The organism is Natrinema salaciae, assembly GCF_900110865.1.
Taxonomy (GTDB): domain Archaea; phylum Halobacteriota; class Halobacteria; order Halobacteriales; family Natrialbaceae; genus Natrinema; species Natrinema salaciae.
The window spans coordinates 665,534-680,630 of the sequence record NZ_FOFD01000004.1; the positions used below are offsets into that span (position 1 = coordinate 665,534).

Here is a 15,097-nt window from a genome sequence, read left to right on the forward strand (position 1 = left end):
CCGGGCGTCAGTTCGCGGTGAAGAGGTCGCCGACGGCACCGAGGGTGAGCAGGCCGAAGACGCCCAACGAGAACACGACGAGGATCGTCCCCATCAGGACGAGCAGCGGAGCGAGTCCCGCACCCGCGGCGACATCCCCGAAGAGGCTGGTCATTTCGGTAAGATTGTCCACGATGACGTTCAGCGGTACGATGGCTTCCATATTTGGGGGTTGTTAGCGGTGCTACTTGGCCGTGCCGGTCCACCGTCAGCGGAGCGATTAAGCCGCCGGCGGTCCTACCGCCGCCCGTGACCGACGACGCGACGCTCTCGGACTTCGCTTCCGACGACTCCGCCGCCGGCGATTCGGCCGTCGACGACTCGAGTGTCGACGGCGGCGACGGAACCGACTCCCCGGACGGCCGCGGCCCGGCATCCGCGGACGACGCGACCGACGATCCCGCGACAGCCGACGAGCCCCGCGGGACGCCCGGCGATTCGGGAGTCTCCACGTACGCGTGGGGCGAGTACGCCTGCAGTCGGTGCGATCGCGCGGTCGACCGCGTCTGGCGGGCCGACGGCAGTCTGGTCTGTCCCGACTGTAAAGAGTGGTAATCGGCAACTGATGGCGGTAACAGCGGACTTCTCGAGGGGACCCTGCGAGTGTGCTCCCGAAGCTTTATATTTTCGTCGCGGCTTTGTTCACCTGCAATGGCGAAAGGTACGGTCGCATTCTTCAACGACACTGGCGGTTACGGCTTCATCGAGACTGACGACGCGGACGAGGACGTGTTCTTCCACATGGAGGACATCGGCGGTCCTGACCTCGAGGAGGGGCAGGAACTCGAGTTCGACATCGAGGAGGCCGAGAAAGGGCCACGCGCGACCAACGTCGAGCGGCTCTAGGCTGTTCCGGTAAGGGGTATCGTTTTCCGACTGCGACGCCGGTAGCGGCGGCACCGTCACTGCTGGCGCGAACGAGGCTGTTCTCCGGTTCTCGACGCGAAATGTCCCCGAGGACGAGTGATTCGTATGACACAAAACATATGGTCCGGAGACCCGGATGACGAAGTAATGGACGGTTCGTCCGGGTCCCCACAGCGAACTACGAGACTATGACCGATGCCAATCCGATACCGGAAGCGAGTACCGAACAGACCGCCGACGGTGATTCCCTCCAGATTTCGACAGTCGAACAGTTGTGCGCCGACATCGAGGCGAACGTCTCGCGCGTGATCGTCGGCCACGAGGACGTGATCGAGCACGTCATTACCGCCGTTCTCGGGCGCGGACACGTCCTGCTCGACGACGTCCCTGGCGTCGGCAAGACCATGCTCGCGCGCTCGATCGCCAGATCCGTCGACTGTTCGTTCAGCCGCGTCCAGTTCACGCCCGACCTCCTGCCGACCGACGTCACCGGCGTGAACGTCTTCAACCAGAAATCCCGCGAGTTCGAGTTCCAGTCCGGTCCCGTCTTCGGCAACATCGTCCTGGGCGACGAGATCAACCGCGCCCCGCCGAAGACCCAGGCCGCCCTGCTCGAGGCCATGGAGGAGGAGCAGGTCACCGTCGACGGGACGACGCGCGACCTCCCGAACCCCTTTACCGTCATCGCGACGCAGAACGCCGTCGAGCCGAACCAGACCTACGACCTGCCCTTCGCGGAGGTCGACCGGTTCATGAAGAAACTCCACCTCGGCTATCCCGACCCCGACGAGGAGGCCGAACTGCTCGGTCGCACGGTCGGCGACCACCCCATCGAGTCGCTCGAGCCGGTGACCGACCGCGAAACGCTCGTCGCCGCCCGCGAGACCGTCTCGGCGGTGCAGGTCGCGAGACCGGTCCGAGAGTACGCGACGCGGCTCGTGGCGTACACCCGGGAGAACGCTCACATCGGCGTGAGCCCCCGCGGGACGATTTCGTTACTCAGAGCGGCGCAGGCCCGTGCCGTTACGAACGGTCGGGAGTACGTCATTCCGGACGACGTGCAAGTCGAAGCGCCGGCCGTCCTGAGCCACCGGATCAAGACGAGCGGGCGCGACCGGGACGGCACCGCGGTCGTCGAGGACGCGCTCGAGCACATCGCCGTCGAATGAGACTCACGCGCCGCGGTTGGGCCGTCGTTACCGTCGTCTGCGGGGCCGTCCTGCTGAGCTGGCAGTTCGGCCCGCGAGCGCTGAACGCCGTCGTCGTCCCGCTGGTCGTCGTCCTCCTCGCCGGACTGGTCACGGCCGGGCGGACAACCCGCCCGCGCGTCACCCGCCATTCCGTCGCCGAGGGCTTCATCGGTGAGGAGCGGCGGGTCGAGATCGCGATTTCGACCGATCGAGCCGTCGCCGCGACCGTGACCGATGCCGTCGGCGACGGGCTGTCGGCGACCACGGACCCGGTCATCGAAACCACGCTCGACGGCGACGAGACGGTCGCGTACGACGTCCGACTCGAGCGACGAGGCGAACGGCGGGTCGGTCCGCTGTCGATCACCGTGACGGACGTCGTCGGCCTCGTCGAACGGCGATTCGAGTACGAGGCGTCGACGCCCGTTCTCGTCTATCCCCGCGTTCGCGACCTGGGACGCGGGCCCGCCACCGACATCCAGGCACTCGCCGGCGTTGCGGATCGCCACGTTCACGACGAGTTCGACCACCTCCGGGAGTACCGCCGCGGCGATCCGCTGCGCGACGTTCACTGGAAGAGTGCGGCCAAACGCCCCACCGACGACCTGGTCGTCACGGAGTACGCCGACGACGAGGAGGTGGGGGCCGTCACGGTCGCTGCCGAGTGTCGCTCCGACCGCGACGACGAGATGGCGTCGGCCGCCGCCAGCGTCGCGACGTATCTACTCGAGTTGGGTGCCACGGTCGGGCTCGTCGTTCCCGACGGGACGCTGCCGCCGGAGTCCGGCCGAAACCACCACCGCGAGCTCCTGGGGCTGTTGGCCGTCACCACGCCCGGCGAACTCGAAACGCAGACGAAACGGGACGCTGACGTCCTCGTTCGAACCGATGCGGACGGGACGACGGTCGTCGTCGACGACCGCGACCTGCCCTTCGATCGACTCTGCGGTCGCGGACGACGTCGATCGGCACGGGACGAACAGGGCGAATCCGCAAGCGAGCGCGACGGCCGAGCCGACCGCGAGACCGATAGTCGACGGGGGACGGCCGCATGAGCACGGACTCGTCCAGCCACACCGGAAAGCGAACGATCTCGTTCGACGCGGACGAGCCGCTCGGCCCCACCGCGATTCGCGCTCTCGCGCTGGGATGCGTACTAGTTCTGACCGGATCGTACGTGAGCGTCCTGTACGAGATCACACAGGTCGTCGGCGGCAGCGAATTGCTGTTCGCGCTCGTCGGACTCATGCTGCTCGCGGCGACGATACTCGCGCGGCTGATCCGTCCCCGAACCGCGGGACTCCTCGCGCTGTCGGTGACCGCGTTCGGGTTCGCCTACTACCTCACCGCGGCCGGCGTCGAACTGGGAGTCGTCTTCACGGGGACCGACGCCATCATCTCCGACACCGTCGCGCTCGCGACCGGCCTCCCGTTGCTCCGGATGGTCCAGGCAGGCCTCTGGACGCTCGGGTTCGTGCCCGCCCCCGTCTTCCTCTCGTGGTATCTCGCCGTCCGCGGACGGTACGGACTCGGCGTCCTCCCCGGCGGGTTTGCGCTCGGCTTTCTCGTCCTGACCAGCGACGCCGGGACGCTCGTCACGCTGACCGGGATCCTCGCCGCCATCGGTGCCGTCGCCCTCGGCGACCTCGAGCGACGGGGCGACTCGATCGCGCAGGCGGATCTGCTCGCCGCCCTGTTCGCCCTGATCATCGTCCTGTCGCTGTCGGTCACCGTCGTCCCCGGCAACCCGACGGGGCCGACCCACCTCGTGCAGGGCGAAGCCGGTACGCTCGAGGCGACGATCGATTCCGCACCGGACCGGTCCGGCATCTCCGGCCAGGTCGACCTCTCGCCGGAGGTACGGTTCACGGTGAAATCCGATCGACCGTCCTACTGGCGCACGGGCGTGTACGACCGATTCACCGGCGATGAGTGGGTCAGGACCGGACAGGACCGTCGGTACGACGGACGGCTCGCGAACCCGCCCGGCTCCCACGAGCGGATCAAACAGACCGTCACCGCCGAGACGCAGCTGGGGATCATGCCGGTCGCGCCACAGCCCCTCTCCCTCGACGGCGATCTGAGCCGGCAGACGACCGTCTCGAGACACAACCAGCCCCGACCCGAAACCCCGATCCAGACGGGAGACAGCTACACCGTCGAAAGCGCGGTCGTCGACCCCGATCCGGCCGCGCTCCGGGCTGCAGGGACCGATTACCCCGACGAGGTCACCGACCACTACCTCCAGACGCCGGAAGACACCTCGAGCGAGTTCCGGGACCGAACCGCCGAGATCACGGCGGACGCCGACACGCCGTACGGGACGGCCGTCGCGATCGAGCGCCACCTCCGCACCTCGAAGGAGTACTCGCTCGAGGTCTCCCAGCCCGCCGGCAACGTCGCCGAAGGCTTCCTCCTGGAGATGGACGAAGGCTACTGCGTCTACTTTGCGACGACGATGGTGCAGATGCTCCGCGAGGAGGGCGTCCCCGCCCGATACGTCACCGGCTACACGACCGGCCAGCGAGTCGACGAGGACACGTACGTCGTTCGCGGACTCGACGCCCACTCCTGGGTCGAGGCCTACTTCCCCGGCCACGGTTGGGTCCGGTTCGACCCGACGCCCGGCACCGCACGCAGCGAGGTCCACACCGAGCGCCTGCAGGAGGCCCGCATGAACGGTAACGAGGACGCCGATACCGACGAGAGCGAGGACGTCCCGATCCGCGACGGACCCGACGAAACACCCGTCGACCCGCCGTCCAACCCCAACGATCCGAACGGATCGAACGAGGACCGGAACAACGGGACCGATCCGTCCACCGATCCGAACAACGGCTCCGACCCGTCCACCGATCCGAACAACGGCTCCGGCCCGTCCGACCCCGGGGGACAAGCCGCCGGCGACGCGGCCGACGACGGCGAGTCGCTGCTCGATCGACTGCTCGCGATCACACGCGAGACGGCGCTACTCGGCTTCGTCGTGCTCGTCGGACTCGCCGCTGGCGCACGGCGGACGGACGCGACGATGCGGCTCCGTCGCGAGGTCGGGGTCTACTGGCACGGGTTCCGGTCCGATCCCGATCGGGACGCCGAACGCGCCTTCCGTCGCCTCGAGCGCCACCTCGGACACCGGTACCGGCCGCGCCGCCGCTCGGAGTCGGCGCGCGCGTATCTGACGGCGCTGTCCGCCGCGGCCGAGACGGACGGTGACCCACCGCTCGATCCGCGGGTCGACCGGGTCCTCGAGTACTACGAACGGGCGACCTACGGCGACGGCGTCGGCCGGGCGGAGGCCGACGAGGCGATCGAGATCGTCGACGACCTCGCCCGGAGCCGGCTTCCGGTGGTCCGTCGCTTCCGGAACCAGTGAAGGGCGCCGCGAGGAGTGCCGCTCGGCTGACGGAAAGTCGTCCGTCGACCACGATCCGATCGGCGGGACGACCCCGGGCCACTGAAAAAGGACCGCGCGAGGGCATGCGGGTCCCGATAGTGTTTAATATGCCCGTTTCATAGCTACGAACGTAATGTCGGAAGTCTGCTCGACGTGCGGGCTGCCCCAAGAACTCTGCGTCTGCGAAGACGTGGCCAAGGGCCAACAGCAACTCAACATCCGCATTGACGAGCGCAGATACGGGAAAGAGGTAACGATCGTCGAAGGATTCGATCCGAAGGACGTCGATCTGGACAGTCTCTCGTCGGACCTCAAGTCAAAATTCGCCTGTGGTGGGACCGTCGAGGACGACCAGATCGAACTCCAAGGGAACCACACCGGCCGCATCGAAGAGTTCCTTCGGGACCGCGGCTTCAACGTCGCCTGATGCCCGCAATGCTCTGAGACGACTTCCGAACCCCACGACCGCGTCGCAACTTCGCGTCCGTTTTTTCAGTGCCGCAATCGGTCAGTGACGTCACCGTCGGCCGGCTCGCGTCCGGCCGCGTCGCTGGCGGTCGACCTCGGCTGCCGTTCGATTCGCGTCGCGACGAACCCGCGACCGGCGCGGTCAGAACGGTGACTCCCGTTCGGCCGGTTCGTCCGCGTCGTCGTCGTCGCGGACGAGCCCGAACTTCATGCCGTACTTGTCGAGACCACCCTCCATGCTCTCGACGCGTGCGTCGGCGGTTCCCTCGTACGAGCCGATGAGCTGTGCGGCCTGCACGCTCGCCTTGCCGTGGGGACAGACGGTAACGATGTGATCTTCGCCATCGAGTTCGTCGATGCGGTCCATGAGTTCGTTGAAGGGGATGTTCTCGCTGTCCGGAATGTGGCTGTGTTCGAAACTTCGCTCGTCACGGATGTCGACGATGCGAACGTCGGCATCCTCCTCGAGGAGTTCCTTGACCTCGTCGGTGGAAATTTCGCCGTCCATTACCGGAATGGTGGGCATCGACGCGAATAAGATCAGGGGTTTTGATCGGTCACAGACGCTGCCGTCGGGCCGCCTCCGAGTCGTTCCACTCGCCAAATACGAGTCCGCGTAGTCAGAACGAAAGACCCATGTGTTAGTTATCTAACTATTACGACGATGGCCCTCACGACTGCCGTATTCCCGATGCAAACCGCTGGAGGTGCCCTCTTCATCTTCCTGCTGGTACTGTTCGTCCTCTATCTCGCGGCACTGGTGTGGGTGTATGCCGATGCCCAGACGAACAGCCCCCACAGTGCGGTACTCTGGACGCTCGTCGTGTTCTTCGGTGGGTTCCTGGGGCTTTTGCTCTATCTGCTCATCGGCAGAGGGGGAACGGGCGGACGAGCCGGTCGCCAAACCCAGTTCTAGATCGGTACGTCCGTTCTCCACCGCCACGGACCGACCGTGCCCGCCGATTAGACGAGCCCGTCTTCCTTCGCCAGCAACAACCCCGACAGCGTCGCGTCGTTGGTCGGCTGCGCTCGAGCCCGCTCGAGCGCCTCGTCGACGGGGACCGTCCGCACCTCGAGGAACTCGTTGCTATCGAGTTCGCGCTCGCCCGGCTCGAGGCCCTCCGCGTAGACGATGGCGCGGTCGTGGCGCAGGACACCGGTCGCGACGGCGTACTCCTGGAGGAGCGCCGTGCTCGTCGGCCGGAAGCCGGTCTCTTCCTCGAGTTCGCGCGTCGCCGCCCCCGTATAGGATTCGCCGTCCTCGACGATTCCCGCGGGGAGTTCGAGGTGCGTCTCGCGGATCGTGGGCCGGTACTGTTCGACGAACAGGATACGGTCGCCGCCGGTGTCGCTACCGTCGTCCCCGTCCCCATCCCCGTCCGCGAGGACGTCGCCGGCGATCCGCGCGACCACGACGACCGCGGGCGGCAGGTCCGCCCAGTAGTATCGCTTCTGGCTCCCGTCTGGCTGTTCGACCAGATCGTAGCCGCCGTCGTACCAGCCCGTCTCGTACTCGGTGCGCTCCTCGAGTAAGTCCCACTCGTCGGGTGCAGTCATCGTGAGAGACGTGGGTCTCGAGGCTGTAATAGATGGCCGTTTCTTGACTCGGGGATCACCGCTCGGGGAAGGCGGCCGCGGGATCAGGATTGCTCGACGAGTTCGCGATACAACCGCCCGAACGCCTGTCGCCGAAGCGTCGCGACCGCCGCGTCTTCCTCGTCCTGGAAGGTCGCCGCGACGGCCTCGTCGTCCGGTCCCGCGTGCCAGGCGACGTGGTCGACCGCCTCGTGACCCACTTTCGTCACCTCGCCGTCGTAGGAGTGACGCCAGTCCTCGAACTCCTCGCGGCTCCCGACGCGGACCTCGAGCAGGCTCGCGAAGAGGGCGTCGCGGGCGGTCTCGACGACGTCTCCGGTGATGCGCTCGTCGTACTCCTCGCGGTCGAACTCCATCGCCGTCGCGACTTCGCGGACGACCGTCTGGGCTGCGGGGCCGACCGACTCGTACTGTTCCCGCGCGTCTCCCGCGGACTCGAAGGTGAACGTCCCCACCGTGTGCATACCGGGACAGTCGGCGGACTGGCAGTTACGCGTTTCCGTTCCCGTCGCCGTCCGCGTCTTCCCCGCCGCCCGTCGATTCCGTCCCGTCGTCCGCGTCGGCCTCACTCGAGGACTGCATCTGACGGGTCAGCGCCGCCGCCTCCCGGAGGACGGTCTCGGTTTCGGCGGTCATCGATCCCCGGCCGGGCTGGCGGCTCTGGCGGGCGATACCGTCCTCGAGCGAGCCGGGACGGCCGGGTTCGTGACCGTGGTCGTGGCCGTGCCCGCGCCCCTCGAACTCGGGCGTGTCGATTTCCGCCGCGTGCGGACTGACGAGCTCCCCGAGTTCCTCGGGACTGCAGTCACCCCAGTCGGGTGCGTGTTCCTCGAGCCACTCCCGGTGGTCCTCGCGGCCGAGCGACGCGGTGATCGCGAGATGATTCGCGAGGTGTACCGCGTCGGCCTCTTCGGCGTCGCAGACGGGGCAAGCGTATCCCATGGATGGGAATACGGTCGCGAACGGTAAAACGTCCCGCAACACCGCAACACCGTAACATCGCTACGTCGCTACTCCAGCTTTCGGATCATCACGATCGCGTCCTCGCCGTTGCCGTAGTACTCGGGGACCCGCCGGAGGGGATCGAAGCCAAACTCCCGGTAGAGCCGCTTCGCTTCGTCGTTCGAGCGTCGAACCTCGAGCTTGACCGTTCCGGCACCGCGGGCCGCGAGCACGCCGAGCGATCGGGACAGGAGCGCGGAGCCGACGCCATCCCCACGATGGTCGGCGTGGACGGCGATGTCTTTGACGTGACCGAGCGCGCGGCCGACCTGCTGAGTCACGTCGGCGACGACGTACCCGGCGATCGCGCCGTCCCGTTCGGCGACGAGAAACCCGGGTTCGCCGAGGAACCGCTCGAAGGCGTCGTACGGCCAGGGCTGGGAAAACGAGTCGTTCTCGATACGGACGACCGCGAGCAGGTCCGCACGCTCCGCGGGCCGGATCGACACCTCCTCGCCGTCCTCGGGCGCGGGCGTTGTCACACGCGAGAGTAACGAGTCGAACAGTAAAAGCCGTACGCGTCCCGGCAGCCGTCCGGGATCGCTCGCGTCGCCGAGGCGAGCGACCGGGCGGTCACACCTGCTCGAGGCGAGCGATCTCCTCGTCCGACCAGTCGTAGAAGTGCCTGTCCGTCCGTCGGAGGACCGTCACGCACTCGTTGTGCTGGCGGCGAGCCACGTCGACCAGCGGATCGTCGGGATTGTTCTCGATCCACTCACGCAGTTCCGCGAGCGCCCTGGGAGAGTAGGTGTCCATCCGATCCTGATGCTCGAGGATGTCGACCTTTCGGCGTTCCTGCCGCAGCGTCCGAATCAGCGCCCAGCCGGCGACGCCGTAGAAGGCGACCAGCGTGAACGCGAGCATTCCGAGCACCTCGAGCGAAAGCGCGGCCATCAGTCGTCACCCCCGGGGACTTCGTCTCCCTCCGGTCGACCGCCGCCACTCTCGAGGACGGACATGATCGCGTAGCCGATGGCGGGAAAGGTCACGAGGACGACCATCCCCCCGATCATCTCGGGGCTCCCGAAGTTCTCGTAGGCGAAGTAGGCCACGATGAACACCATGACGGCCGGAACGACGTACCGGATCACGGGATTCCACCAGCGGCCGACGTAGACGCCGGCATTGCGGTTGACTGCGAGCAGACGGAGACGCTGCGGTCCCATCACCCACCCGATGACGCCGATGATGGCGAGCGTCGCGAGCGGCAGCCCCCAGTTCCCGAAGACGAAGTCGAGGTAATCGAGGACGGCCACGGAGTAGGCGCTCGGGAGCCCCAGCAGCCAGATCGCGCCACAGACGCCGAGCGTCGTCTGGGTTCGATCGAACCGGGTTTCCTCGCTGAGCGTCGTGACGCTCACTTCGGTGATGAGCAATCCCGACGTAAACGTCGCGAGGAAGAAGCCGACGAAAAAGAGAATCGCGACCAGCCCGCCGAGCGGAATCTCCGGGAAAACCTGCACGAGCGAGACGAACGCGAGTCCGGCGCCAGCGTCGGGTTCGACGCCTTCGACTGCGAAGACGACCGGGAAGATCGCCAGTGCCGCGAGGATCCCGACGCTCGATTCGCCAATCGCAGTGAAGATGCCCCCGCCCAGCGGAACGTCGTCGTACTCCCGGAGATAGCTACCGACAGTCAGGGCGATCCCCCATCCAAGACCGGTCGAGAACAGCGCTTGCCCGAGTGCGGTAATCCAGGTGTCGCTCTCCACCAGGTACTCCCACTGGATACCGAACGCGAAGGCGAGTCCCTCGCTCGCACCGGGTAAGGTGAGCCCCCTGATGGCCATGACGACCAGCGAGAGCACGAGCGCCGGCACCGCGTAGACGACGATCCGTTCGACGCCGCGACGGATACCCAGCACCAGAATCGCTGCGATCGAGGCCATAACGATCGTATGGAGACCGATCACGAGCAGCGAGTTCGCGAAGAACTCGTTCATGAACGGCTCCGCCTCGAAGCCGCTCGCAGTGAAGGTGAACAACAGCGAGTGAACGGCGTAGTACAGCGTCCAGCCGACCACCGGGGAGTAGTACGACATGAGCGCGATATTCACCAGCAACACGACCACGCCGAAGCCGACCACCCCTCTGGAGCCGACGACCGACCGGAATGCACCGATGACTCCCTCGTTCGCGTACCGACCGAGCGCGACCTCCGCCATCAGCCCCGGCACTGCGAGGACGAGTAACAACGTGAGAAACGCGAGAACGAACGCGCCACCGCCGTTGCTCCCCATCACGTACGGGAACCGCCAGATGTTCCCGGCACCCACCATGGCACCGATCATCGCCATCAGGAACCCGAATCGGGTTCCCCACTCCGCTCGAGCCGTTTTCGCCGGTCCGTCATCCATCGTTGGATCACCACGAACACCACGATCCGTAGCGGCCTATAATCCCAGTATACAGTATCGAGAATGACACCCGTACGAAGCGATTTCCCGGTTCGGCTGCCCATCGCGAAACCCGTACAACGGGGTTACTCGTCGGTATCCGACGCCGCCTCGTCGTCGGTATCGCCGTTCTCGTCGATATCGGTCGTCGGCTCTTTCTCCTCCGTCCCGCCGTACTGGGTCTGTTCCTCGTCGTCCTCGGTATCTGTGTCGGTCACGCGAATCACTCGGCCGGGATCGCGTCCATCTCGAACTCCTCGGTCAGTTCTATCAGTTCTTCGAGAGCCTCCTGCTCCTCCCGGAGGTTCTCCTCGAGGAGATCCGCCGCCTTGTCCATTCCCAGCTGATCAGCCAGCGGAATCAGATTGCCGTAGGCCGCGATCTCGTAGTGCTCGGTTTTCTCCGCGGCAGCCATGTTGTGGTAGTCCATCACCGCCTGACTCGGCTCCATCGATGCGAACTCCTCGTACTCCTCGAGCAGCCCCTCGATACCTTCACACTCCTCTTTCTCCGGCGGCTCGCCGAACTCGTCGAAGACCGCCTCGAGCCAGTCGATCTGCCCCTGCGTTTCCTCGCGGTGGTCCGAAAACGCCTGCGAAATCTCGTCGCGCTCGGTGTTGCGCTCGAGCTCCTCGAGCGCGTCGAGCAGCTGGTGCTCCGCGTGATAGATGTCCTCGAGACCGTGCTCAAACAGGTCCTGAATAGTGTCCAGACTCATGGGTATCCGGTCGAACGTCCAGCGCTCGAGTCAAAAAGCCGGAAGCCTGCGACGGCAGGCGCCAGTGTCCACAACAACACCGTGCCGTGCTGTCGCAGCTACTTCTCGGCGTCCTCGACGCGGTCGGCGTGTTTCTCGAGGTCGGCAGCCAGCGCGCGGGCCTGGGTCGGCGTCAACTCGAGGTCGATCATGTGCTTCGGCAGGTACTCCTCGGACAAGTTGTCGAACTCGACCTGCAGGTGTACATCCTCGGGTTCCTCACGGGCAGCGGTCGCGTTCACGACCGCGATAGACTCCCATTCGAACGCCTCGCCGATCGCGTTCCCCTCGACGTACTCGAGCGTGCTGTCGGCGGTGACCGGCATCAGTCGATCGGACATTTCAGTTCGACTCACACGGTGCGATCACTTATACCGCTGGCTGTCACGAGCACCGAACCGCCGCCGACCGCAGGATCGGACGTGGTCACTGACTGCCGGCAGTGTCTGCGATCGCGATCCGCTGTTCCGACCGCGCTCTCGAAGCCCCTGTCCATGCGCGTGTCCCACATCACTCGGCCGACGCTACGAGTTCGAGCACCTGTCCAACCGCGACCAGTGACCCGACGTCCCGCGAAACGGCGACGAAGCCGGACGACGCGATACGTGATCGGCCGAGACTCGAGCGAGGGGTTGCACGGATAGCTGTCGGACCACCGTTCTCGCCGACCGTAACGATCACCGTGAATTGCATGAAACGAGCGCCACACGTACCGGCTGTTTTTGCCACAAGTGGATCGCGGGGCCGATTTCACGGGCCCGAAGAAACAGCCGAAACAACGGTCCGAGAAGAGAGCGACTCGAGCCACAGTGCCACCGATCGTCGCCGGGCGTTAGTCCGCGTGCCGTGTCGCTCGTGTCTCCCGCCCGCAGAAGCGGCTATTATAAGCGACATATGGCCGCTTCTCGAACATAATTGGCCACTCATTCCCGGCAGACCGGGTTTACTGGCAGTATACTCGAAATACAGGTTCGTTCGATCGAGCAATCTCTCGTAACTATTCCTCGAACGAGAGTTCTACTTCCGACGGACGGTTGGCATCGATTCGTCTCCTGGTACCCACCCGGTTATAGCTGGCCTGATACAACCCCAGTTAGCACTCCCCATCCGAACCCTCGATCCCTCGGCGGCAGTATCCGTCAGAGATAGCGGCATAATCCACCCATAAGACAGAGCACGGGTATCGTTTGCAGCCGAAGCGATACTTATGCATCCGTGGTTCGAAAGGTCGCCAATGACTGATACAGCCGAATGCAAACCAGAGCCGGTCGAGCAGGAAGCGGAGGAGCGCGACGACGCCCACCTCGACGATATCGAAGAGGGAGCCGGCTGTACGGAAATCTGGGAACACCTCGCCGAACAACGCGAGGAGTAAGGCGATAATTTCGCCCCGGCAACGACCTTTTTGACGGCGAGACCCGTACCGAGTTTCATGACCGACAACCGACCCGGTGATCGTTCGTACCGCCGCGGCGAGAACGGTCGATCGATCCCGACGGATCGCGAATCGCCCGTCGGTGCACCAGTTATCCGGGGCGACGAATCGGTCGCCGGAACCCGTGCCCGCGAAGCCGTCCAGTTCGATCCCGACGATCCCGAGAGCCTGGCGGACGCTGCCGAGACCGTCCATCAGTTCGCCACCGGCGAAACCAACGACGATCACCTGTACATGCTTCGCGGCGCGGCCGCTTGTGCCGCGCTCGTCCGCGGCGAAGGCTCCTACAAGGCCGCCGCCGAACGGGCCGGCGGCGATGCCACCGTCTCGTTCATCCGCAAATGGGCCCGCGTCCACGATCTCCCGCGGTCGGTCCGCAAACAGGTCGCGATCGGACGAATCGCTCCGACCGCCGCCAAACACATCGCACGAGTCGGCGGCGAAGCCCGCCTCCTCCTCGCGTGGGCCATCCTCGACGGCGATCTCACCGTCCGCGACGTCCGCAGCGTTGCCAGCGCAATCAACGACGGCACCCCCATCGACCAGGCCCTCGCCGAACACGACGTCACTCTCGGCCGGCTCGAACTCACGCTCTCGCCGACCACGTATCGGGATCTCCGCCGACGTGCATCCATCGAAGGCGTCGATCCCGGCCAACTCGTCACCGAAGCGCTCGAACAGTACTTCGAATGAGATCGTACCCGCGCCGATGAGTCGCCGCCCACGGCAACCGAGAAAGAAACGTTTAACCGCTACTCACCGAAAGGAGAAAACGGAGGGCCGGTAGCTCAGTCTGGCAGAGCGTCTGGCTTTTAACCAGACGGTCGCGTGTTCAAATCGCGCCCGGCCCGCTTTTGCCACGAGCAAATTTGTGAGTGACAAAACGGTTATTGCGATTTGAATCGCAGGGAACACGCAGCGCGAGCGAAGTGAGCGACCGTGTGACCGTGTGTTCAAATCGCGCCCGGCCCGCTTTCCTGTCGCAAGTAACTCCGCGAGTGATAGCATCGGAATCGGCGGGATTGAACGCAAGGAGGTCGCACGCAACGCGGCGTGTACGTCCGACCGTGTGTTTCGTGGTGGGCCAAACAGGAACAGCTCATCGACGTCGACGAACGGAACGACAGTAGAACTACCGGGATCAACGAGATCAGGTTGTACCTCCGGGATTGTGGACCATCTTAGCCGCGTGTCTTAGAGCAGGATACAGAGGCGATGAGATGCATTGCTAATCCACGTACTTCTGAGCAGTACTCAAAACGGTGATTTCGTCACGGGTTTGAGAGCAACTGCGAGGAGCAGTGTGTCTGCACGATAATGGGATCGCAGCGGTAGAAAACTCGAAAGGAGAGAAGCCAAGGGCCGGATTTGAACCGGCGATGGGCGGCTCTGCAGGCCGCTGCGTTCGGCCGGACTCTGCCACCTTGGCGCATTTTACTGTTGTTACTGCGGTCGTTTAAGCATAGCGGTACGGGACAATCATTGTCGAACTCCGAATCGCCAGTATATGCAGAAAACCCCGCACAGCGACTGCCAACGCAGTCGCTGTGCGGGGTTGAAGTACGAGTATGAGTGGAGGCGGCGAAACGGATTTCCCAGAGGGTCGCCCACTCCAGTACTGATCGTAACGCAGGCGAGCTTATCTTCCGTGTTCGGGATGGGTACGGGAGGCACCTCGCCGCTGTGGCCGCCGTAATGCCGACCAACGGAATCGAACCGTCGTCATTCCAATATCGGTGTGTGTCCAAGACCGAATGTACGTGTAGTCCAGTTTGCGTCCGGACCCGTTCTCGCGTCACGGATCCAATGCGATTGTAGTATGAATGTGTGGCTTGGCCAGTTAGTGCTCGCGGACTCAACACCTCGTTGCCTTGGTGCGTACATCCCGAGTCTATCGAACTCGTCTTCTACGAGTGGCCTCAATGGTATCTCTTTTTCAGGTGGGTTTCGAGC

Annotated in this window: 20 protein-coding genes, 2 tRNA genes and 2 rRNA genes; 10 read left to right on the forward strand and 14 right to left on the reverse strand. The window is 64.9% G+C overall.

Annotated features, from left to right (window positions below):
* Positions 1-7: 7 nt before the first annotated feature.
* Entirely contained in the window at positions 8-202 is a 195-nt protein-coding gene (locus BMX07_RS16765) for a DUF8024 family protein (protein ID WP_090619821.1), read from the reverse strand.
* An 86-nt stretch (positions 203-288) separates the two neighbouring features.
* On the opposite strand from BMX07_RS16765, the gene BMX07_RS16770 reads away from it, so the two are divergent.
* The 6 genes from BMX07_RS16770 to yciH all read left to right on the forward strand — a co-directional run bounded on the left by BMX07_RS16770 (position 289) and on the right by yciH (position 5,917).
* On the forward strand, positions 289-594 hold the full coding sequence (locus BMX07_RS16770) for a DUF7573 domain-containing protein (RefSeq protein WP_090619823.1): 306 nt from the start codon (positions 289-291) through the stop codon (positions 592-594).
* Between the two features lie 96 nt (positions 595-690).
* Positions 691-885, forward strand: a complete 195-nt coding sequence (locus tag BMX07_RS16775) for a cold-shock protein (RefSeq protein ID WP_008010533.1) — start codon at positions 691-693, stop codon at positions 883-885.
* Positions 886-1,094: 209 nt separating this feature from the next.
* On the forward strand, positions 1,095-2,075 hold the full coding sequence (locus tag BMX07_RS16780; protein WP_090619826.1) for an AAA family ATPase: 981 nt from the start codon (positions 1,095-1,097) through the stop codon (positions 2,073-2,075).
* Positions 2,072-3,151 (forward strand): DUF58 domain-containing protein, encoded by a 1,080-nt coding sequence (locus BMX07_RS16785; RefSeq protein WP_090619829.1) that lies wholly within the window; start codon positions 2,072-2,074, stop codon positions 3,149-3,151. The genes BMX07_RS16780 and BMX07_RS16785 overlap by 4 nt, the downstream gene beginning before the upstream one ends.
* The gene (locus BMX07_RS16790; RefSeq protein WP_090619831.1) at positions 3,148-5,469 is read left to right on the forward strand and encodes a transglutaminase TgpA family protein; all 2,322 of its coding nucleotides are present in this window, start codon (positions 3,148-3,150) and stop codon (positions 5,467-5,469) included. The genes BMX07_RS16785 and BMX07_RS16790 overlap by 4 nt, the downstream gene beginning before the upstream one ends.
* Before the next feature lie 154 nt (positions 5,470-5,623).
* The gene (gene yciH / locus BMX07_RS16795) at positions 5,624-5,917 is read left to right on the forward strand and encodes a stress response translation initiation inhibitor YciH (protein WP_006183677.1); all 294 of its coding nucleotides are present in this window, start codon (positions 5,624-5,626) and stop codon (positions 5,915-5,917) included.
* A gap of 183 nt (positions 5,918-6,100) precedes the next feature.
* Here the strand turns inward: yciH and BMX07_RS16800 are convergent, their stop codons facing one another.
* On the reverse strand, positions 6,101-6,466 hold the full coding sequence (locus BMX07_RS16800; protein ID WP_090619834.1) for a rhodanese-like domain-containing protein: 366 nt from the start codon (positions 6,464-6,466) through the stop codon (positions 6,101-6,103).
* A gap of 183 nt (positions 6,467-6,649) precedes the next feature.
* Between BMX07_RS16800 and BMX07_RS16805 the strand changes: the two genes are divergently transcribed.
* Positions 6,650-6,874: a PLDc N-terminal domain-containing protein gene (locus BMX07_RS16805; protein WP_245742142.1), complete on the forward strand. Its 225-nt coding sequence runs from the start codon at positions 6,650-6,652 to the stop codon at positions 6,872-6,874.
* 47 nt (positions 6,875-6,921) lie between these two features.
* Here BMX07_RS16805 and BMX07_RS16810 read toward each other — a convergent pair whose 3' ends face one another.
* The 9 genes from BMX07_RS16810 to BMX07_RS16845 form a co-directional block, all read right to left on the reverse strand.
* A complete protein-coding gene (locus tag BMX07_RS16810) occupies positions 6,922-7,515 on the reverse strand; it encodes an NUDIX hydrolase (protein ID WP_090619840.1) in 594 nt (197 codons plus the stop codon).
* A gap of 83 nt (positions 7,516-7,598) precedes the next feature.
* Complete coding sequence (locus tag BMX07_RS16815) at positions 7,599-8,018, reverse strand: DUF5809 family protein (protein WP_090619843.1); 420 nt, start codon at positions 8,016-8,018, stop codon at positions 7,599-7,601.
* 25 nt (positions 8,019-8,043) lie between these two features.
* Complete coding sequence (locus BMX07_RS16820) at positions 8,044-8,496, reverse strand: DUF5810 domain-containing protein (protein ID WP_090619846.1); 453 nt, start codon at positions 8,494-8,496, stop codon at positions 8,044-8,046.
* A 68-nt stretch (positions 8,497-8,564) separates the two neighbouring features.
* Positions 8,565-9,038 (reverse strand): ribosomal protein S18-alanine N-acetyltransferase, encoded by a 474-nt coding sequence (gene rimI / locus BMX07_RS16825; protein WP_090619849.1) that lies wholly within the window; start codon positions 9,036-9,038, stop codon positions 8,565-8,567.
* Positions 9,039-9,129: 91 nt separating this feature from the next.
* Positions 9,130-9,450 (reverse strand): DUF8026 family protein, encoded by a 321-nt coding sequence (locus BMX07_RS16830; RefSeq protein WP_090619852.1) that lies wholly within the window; start codon positions 9,448-9,450, stop codon positions 9,130-9,132.
* Complete coding sequence (locus BMX07_RS16835; protein WP_090619854.1) at positions 9,450-10,913, reverse strand: sodium-dependent transporter; 1,464 nt, start codon at positions 10,911-10,913, stop codon at positions 9,450-9,452. Before BMX07_RS16835 ends, BMX07_RS16830 begins: the two co-directional genes overlap by 1 nt.
* Before the next feature lie 125 nt (positions 10,914-11,038).
* A complete protein-coding gene (locus tag BMX07_RS25480; RefSeq protein WP_281246977.1) occupies positions 11,039-11,170 on the reverse strand; it encodes a hypothetical protein in 132 nt (43 codons plus the stop codon).
* Between the two features lie 5 nt (positions 11,171-11,175).
* On the reverse strand, positions 11,176-11,670 hold the full coding sequence (locus BMX07_RS16840; RefSeq protein ID WP_090619857.1) for a DUF892 family protein: 495 nt from the start codon (positions 11,668-11,670) through the stop codon (positions 11,176-11,178).
* Positions 11,671-11,768: 98 nt separating this feature from the next.
* Positions 11,769-12,050, reverse strand: coding sequence for a DUF6360 family protein (locus BMX07_RS16845; RefSeq protein ID WP_090619860.1), 282 nt, complete (start codon positions 12,048-12,050; stop codon positions 11,769-11,771).
* Positions 12,051-12,943: 893 nt separating this feature from the next.
* On the opposite strand from BMX07_RS16845, the gene BMX07_RS24585 reads away from it, so the two are divergent.
* The 3 genes from BMX07_RS24585 to BMX07_RS16860 all read left to right on the forward strand — a co-directional run bounded on the left by BMX07_RS24585 (position 12,944) and on the right by BMX07_RS16860 (position 13,995).
* Positions 12,944-13,084, forward strand: coding sequence for a hypothetical protein (locus tag BMX07_RS24585; protein WP_175480179.1), 141 nt, complete (start codon positions 12,944-12,946; stop codon positions 13,082-13,084).
* A 57-nt stretch (positions 13,085-13,141) separates the two neighbouring features.
* Complete coding sequence (locus tag BMX07_RS16855) at positions 13,142-13,837, forward strand: DUF7119 family protein (protein ID WP_090619866.1); 696 nt, start codon at positions 13,142-13,144, stop codon at positions 13,835-13,837.
* Positions 13,838-13,921: 84 nt separating this feature from the next.
* Positions 13,922-13,995: transfer RNA gene (locus BMX07_RS16860), tRNA-Lys, on the forward strand.
* 502 nt (positions 13,996-14,497) lie between these two features.
* On the opposite strand, the gene BMX07_RS16865 is transcribed toward BMX07_RS16860, so the two are convergent.
* From BMX07_RS16865 to BMX07_RS24880, 3 genes are all read right to left on the reverse strand, one after another.
* A tRNA-Cys gene (locus tag BMX07_RS16865) sits at positions 14,498-14,573 on the reverse strand.
* 144 nt (positions 14,574-14,717) lie between these two features.
* A 5S ribosomal RNA gene (gene rrf / locus BMX07_RS16870) occupies positions 14,718-14,839 on the reverse strand.
* A 125-nt stretch (positions 14,840-14,964) separates the two neighbouring features.
* Positions 14,965-15,097: ribosomal RNA gene (locus tag BMX07_RS24880) — 23S ribosomal RNA — on the reverse strand; the annotation flags it as partial.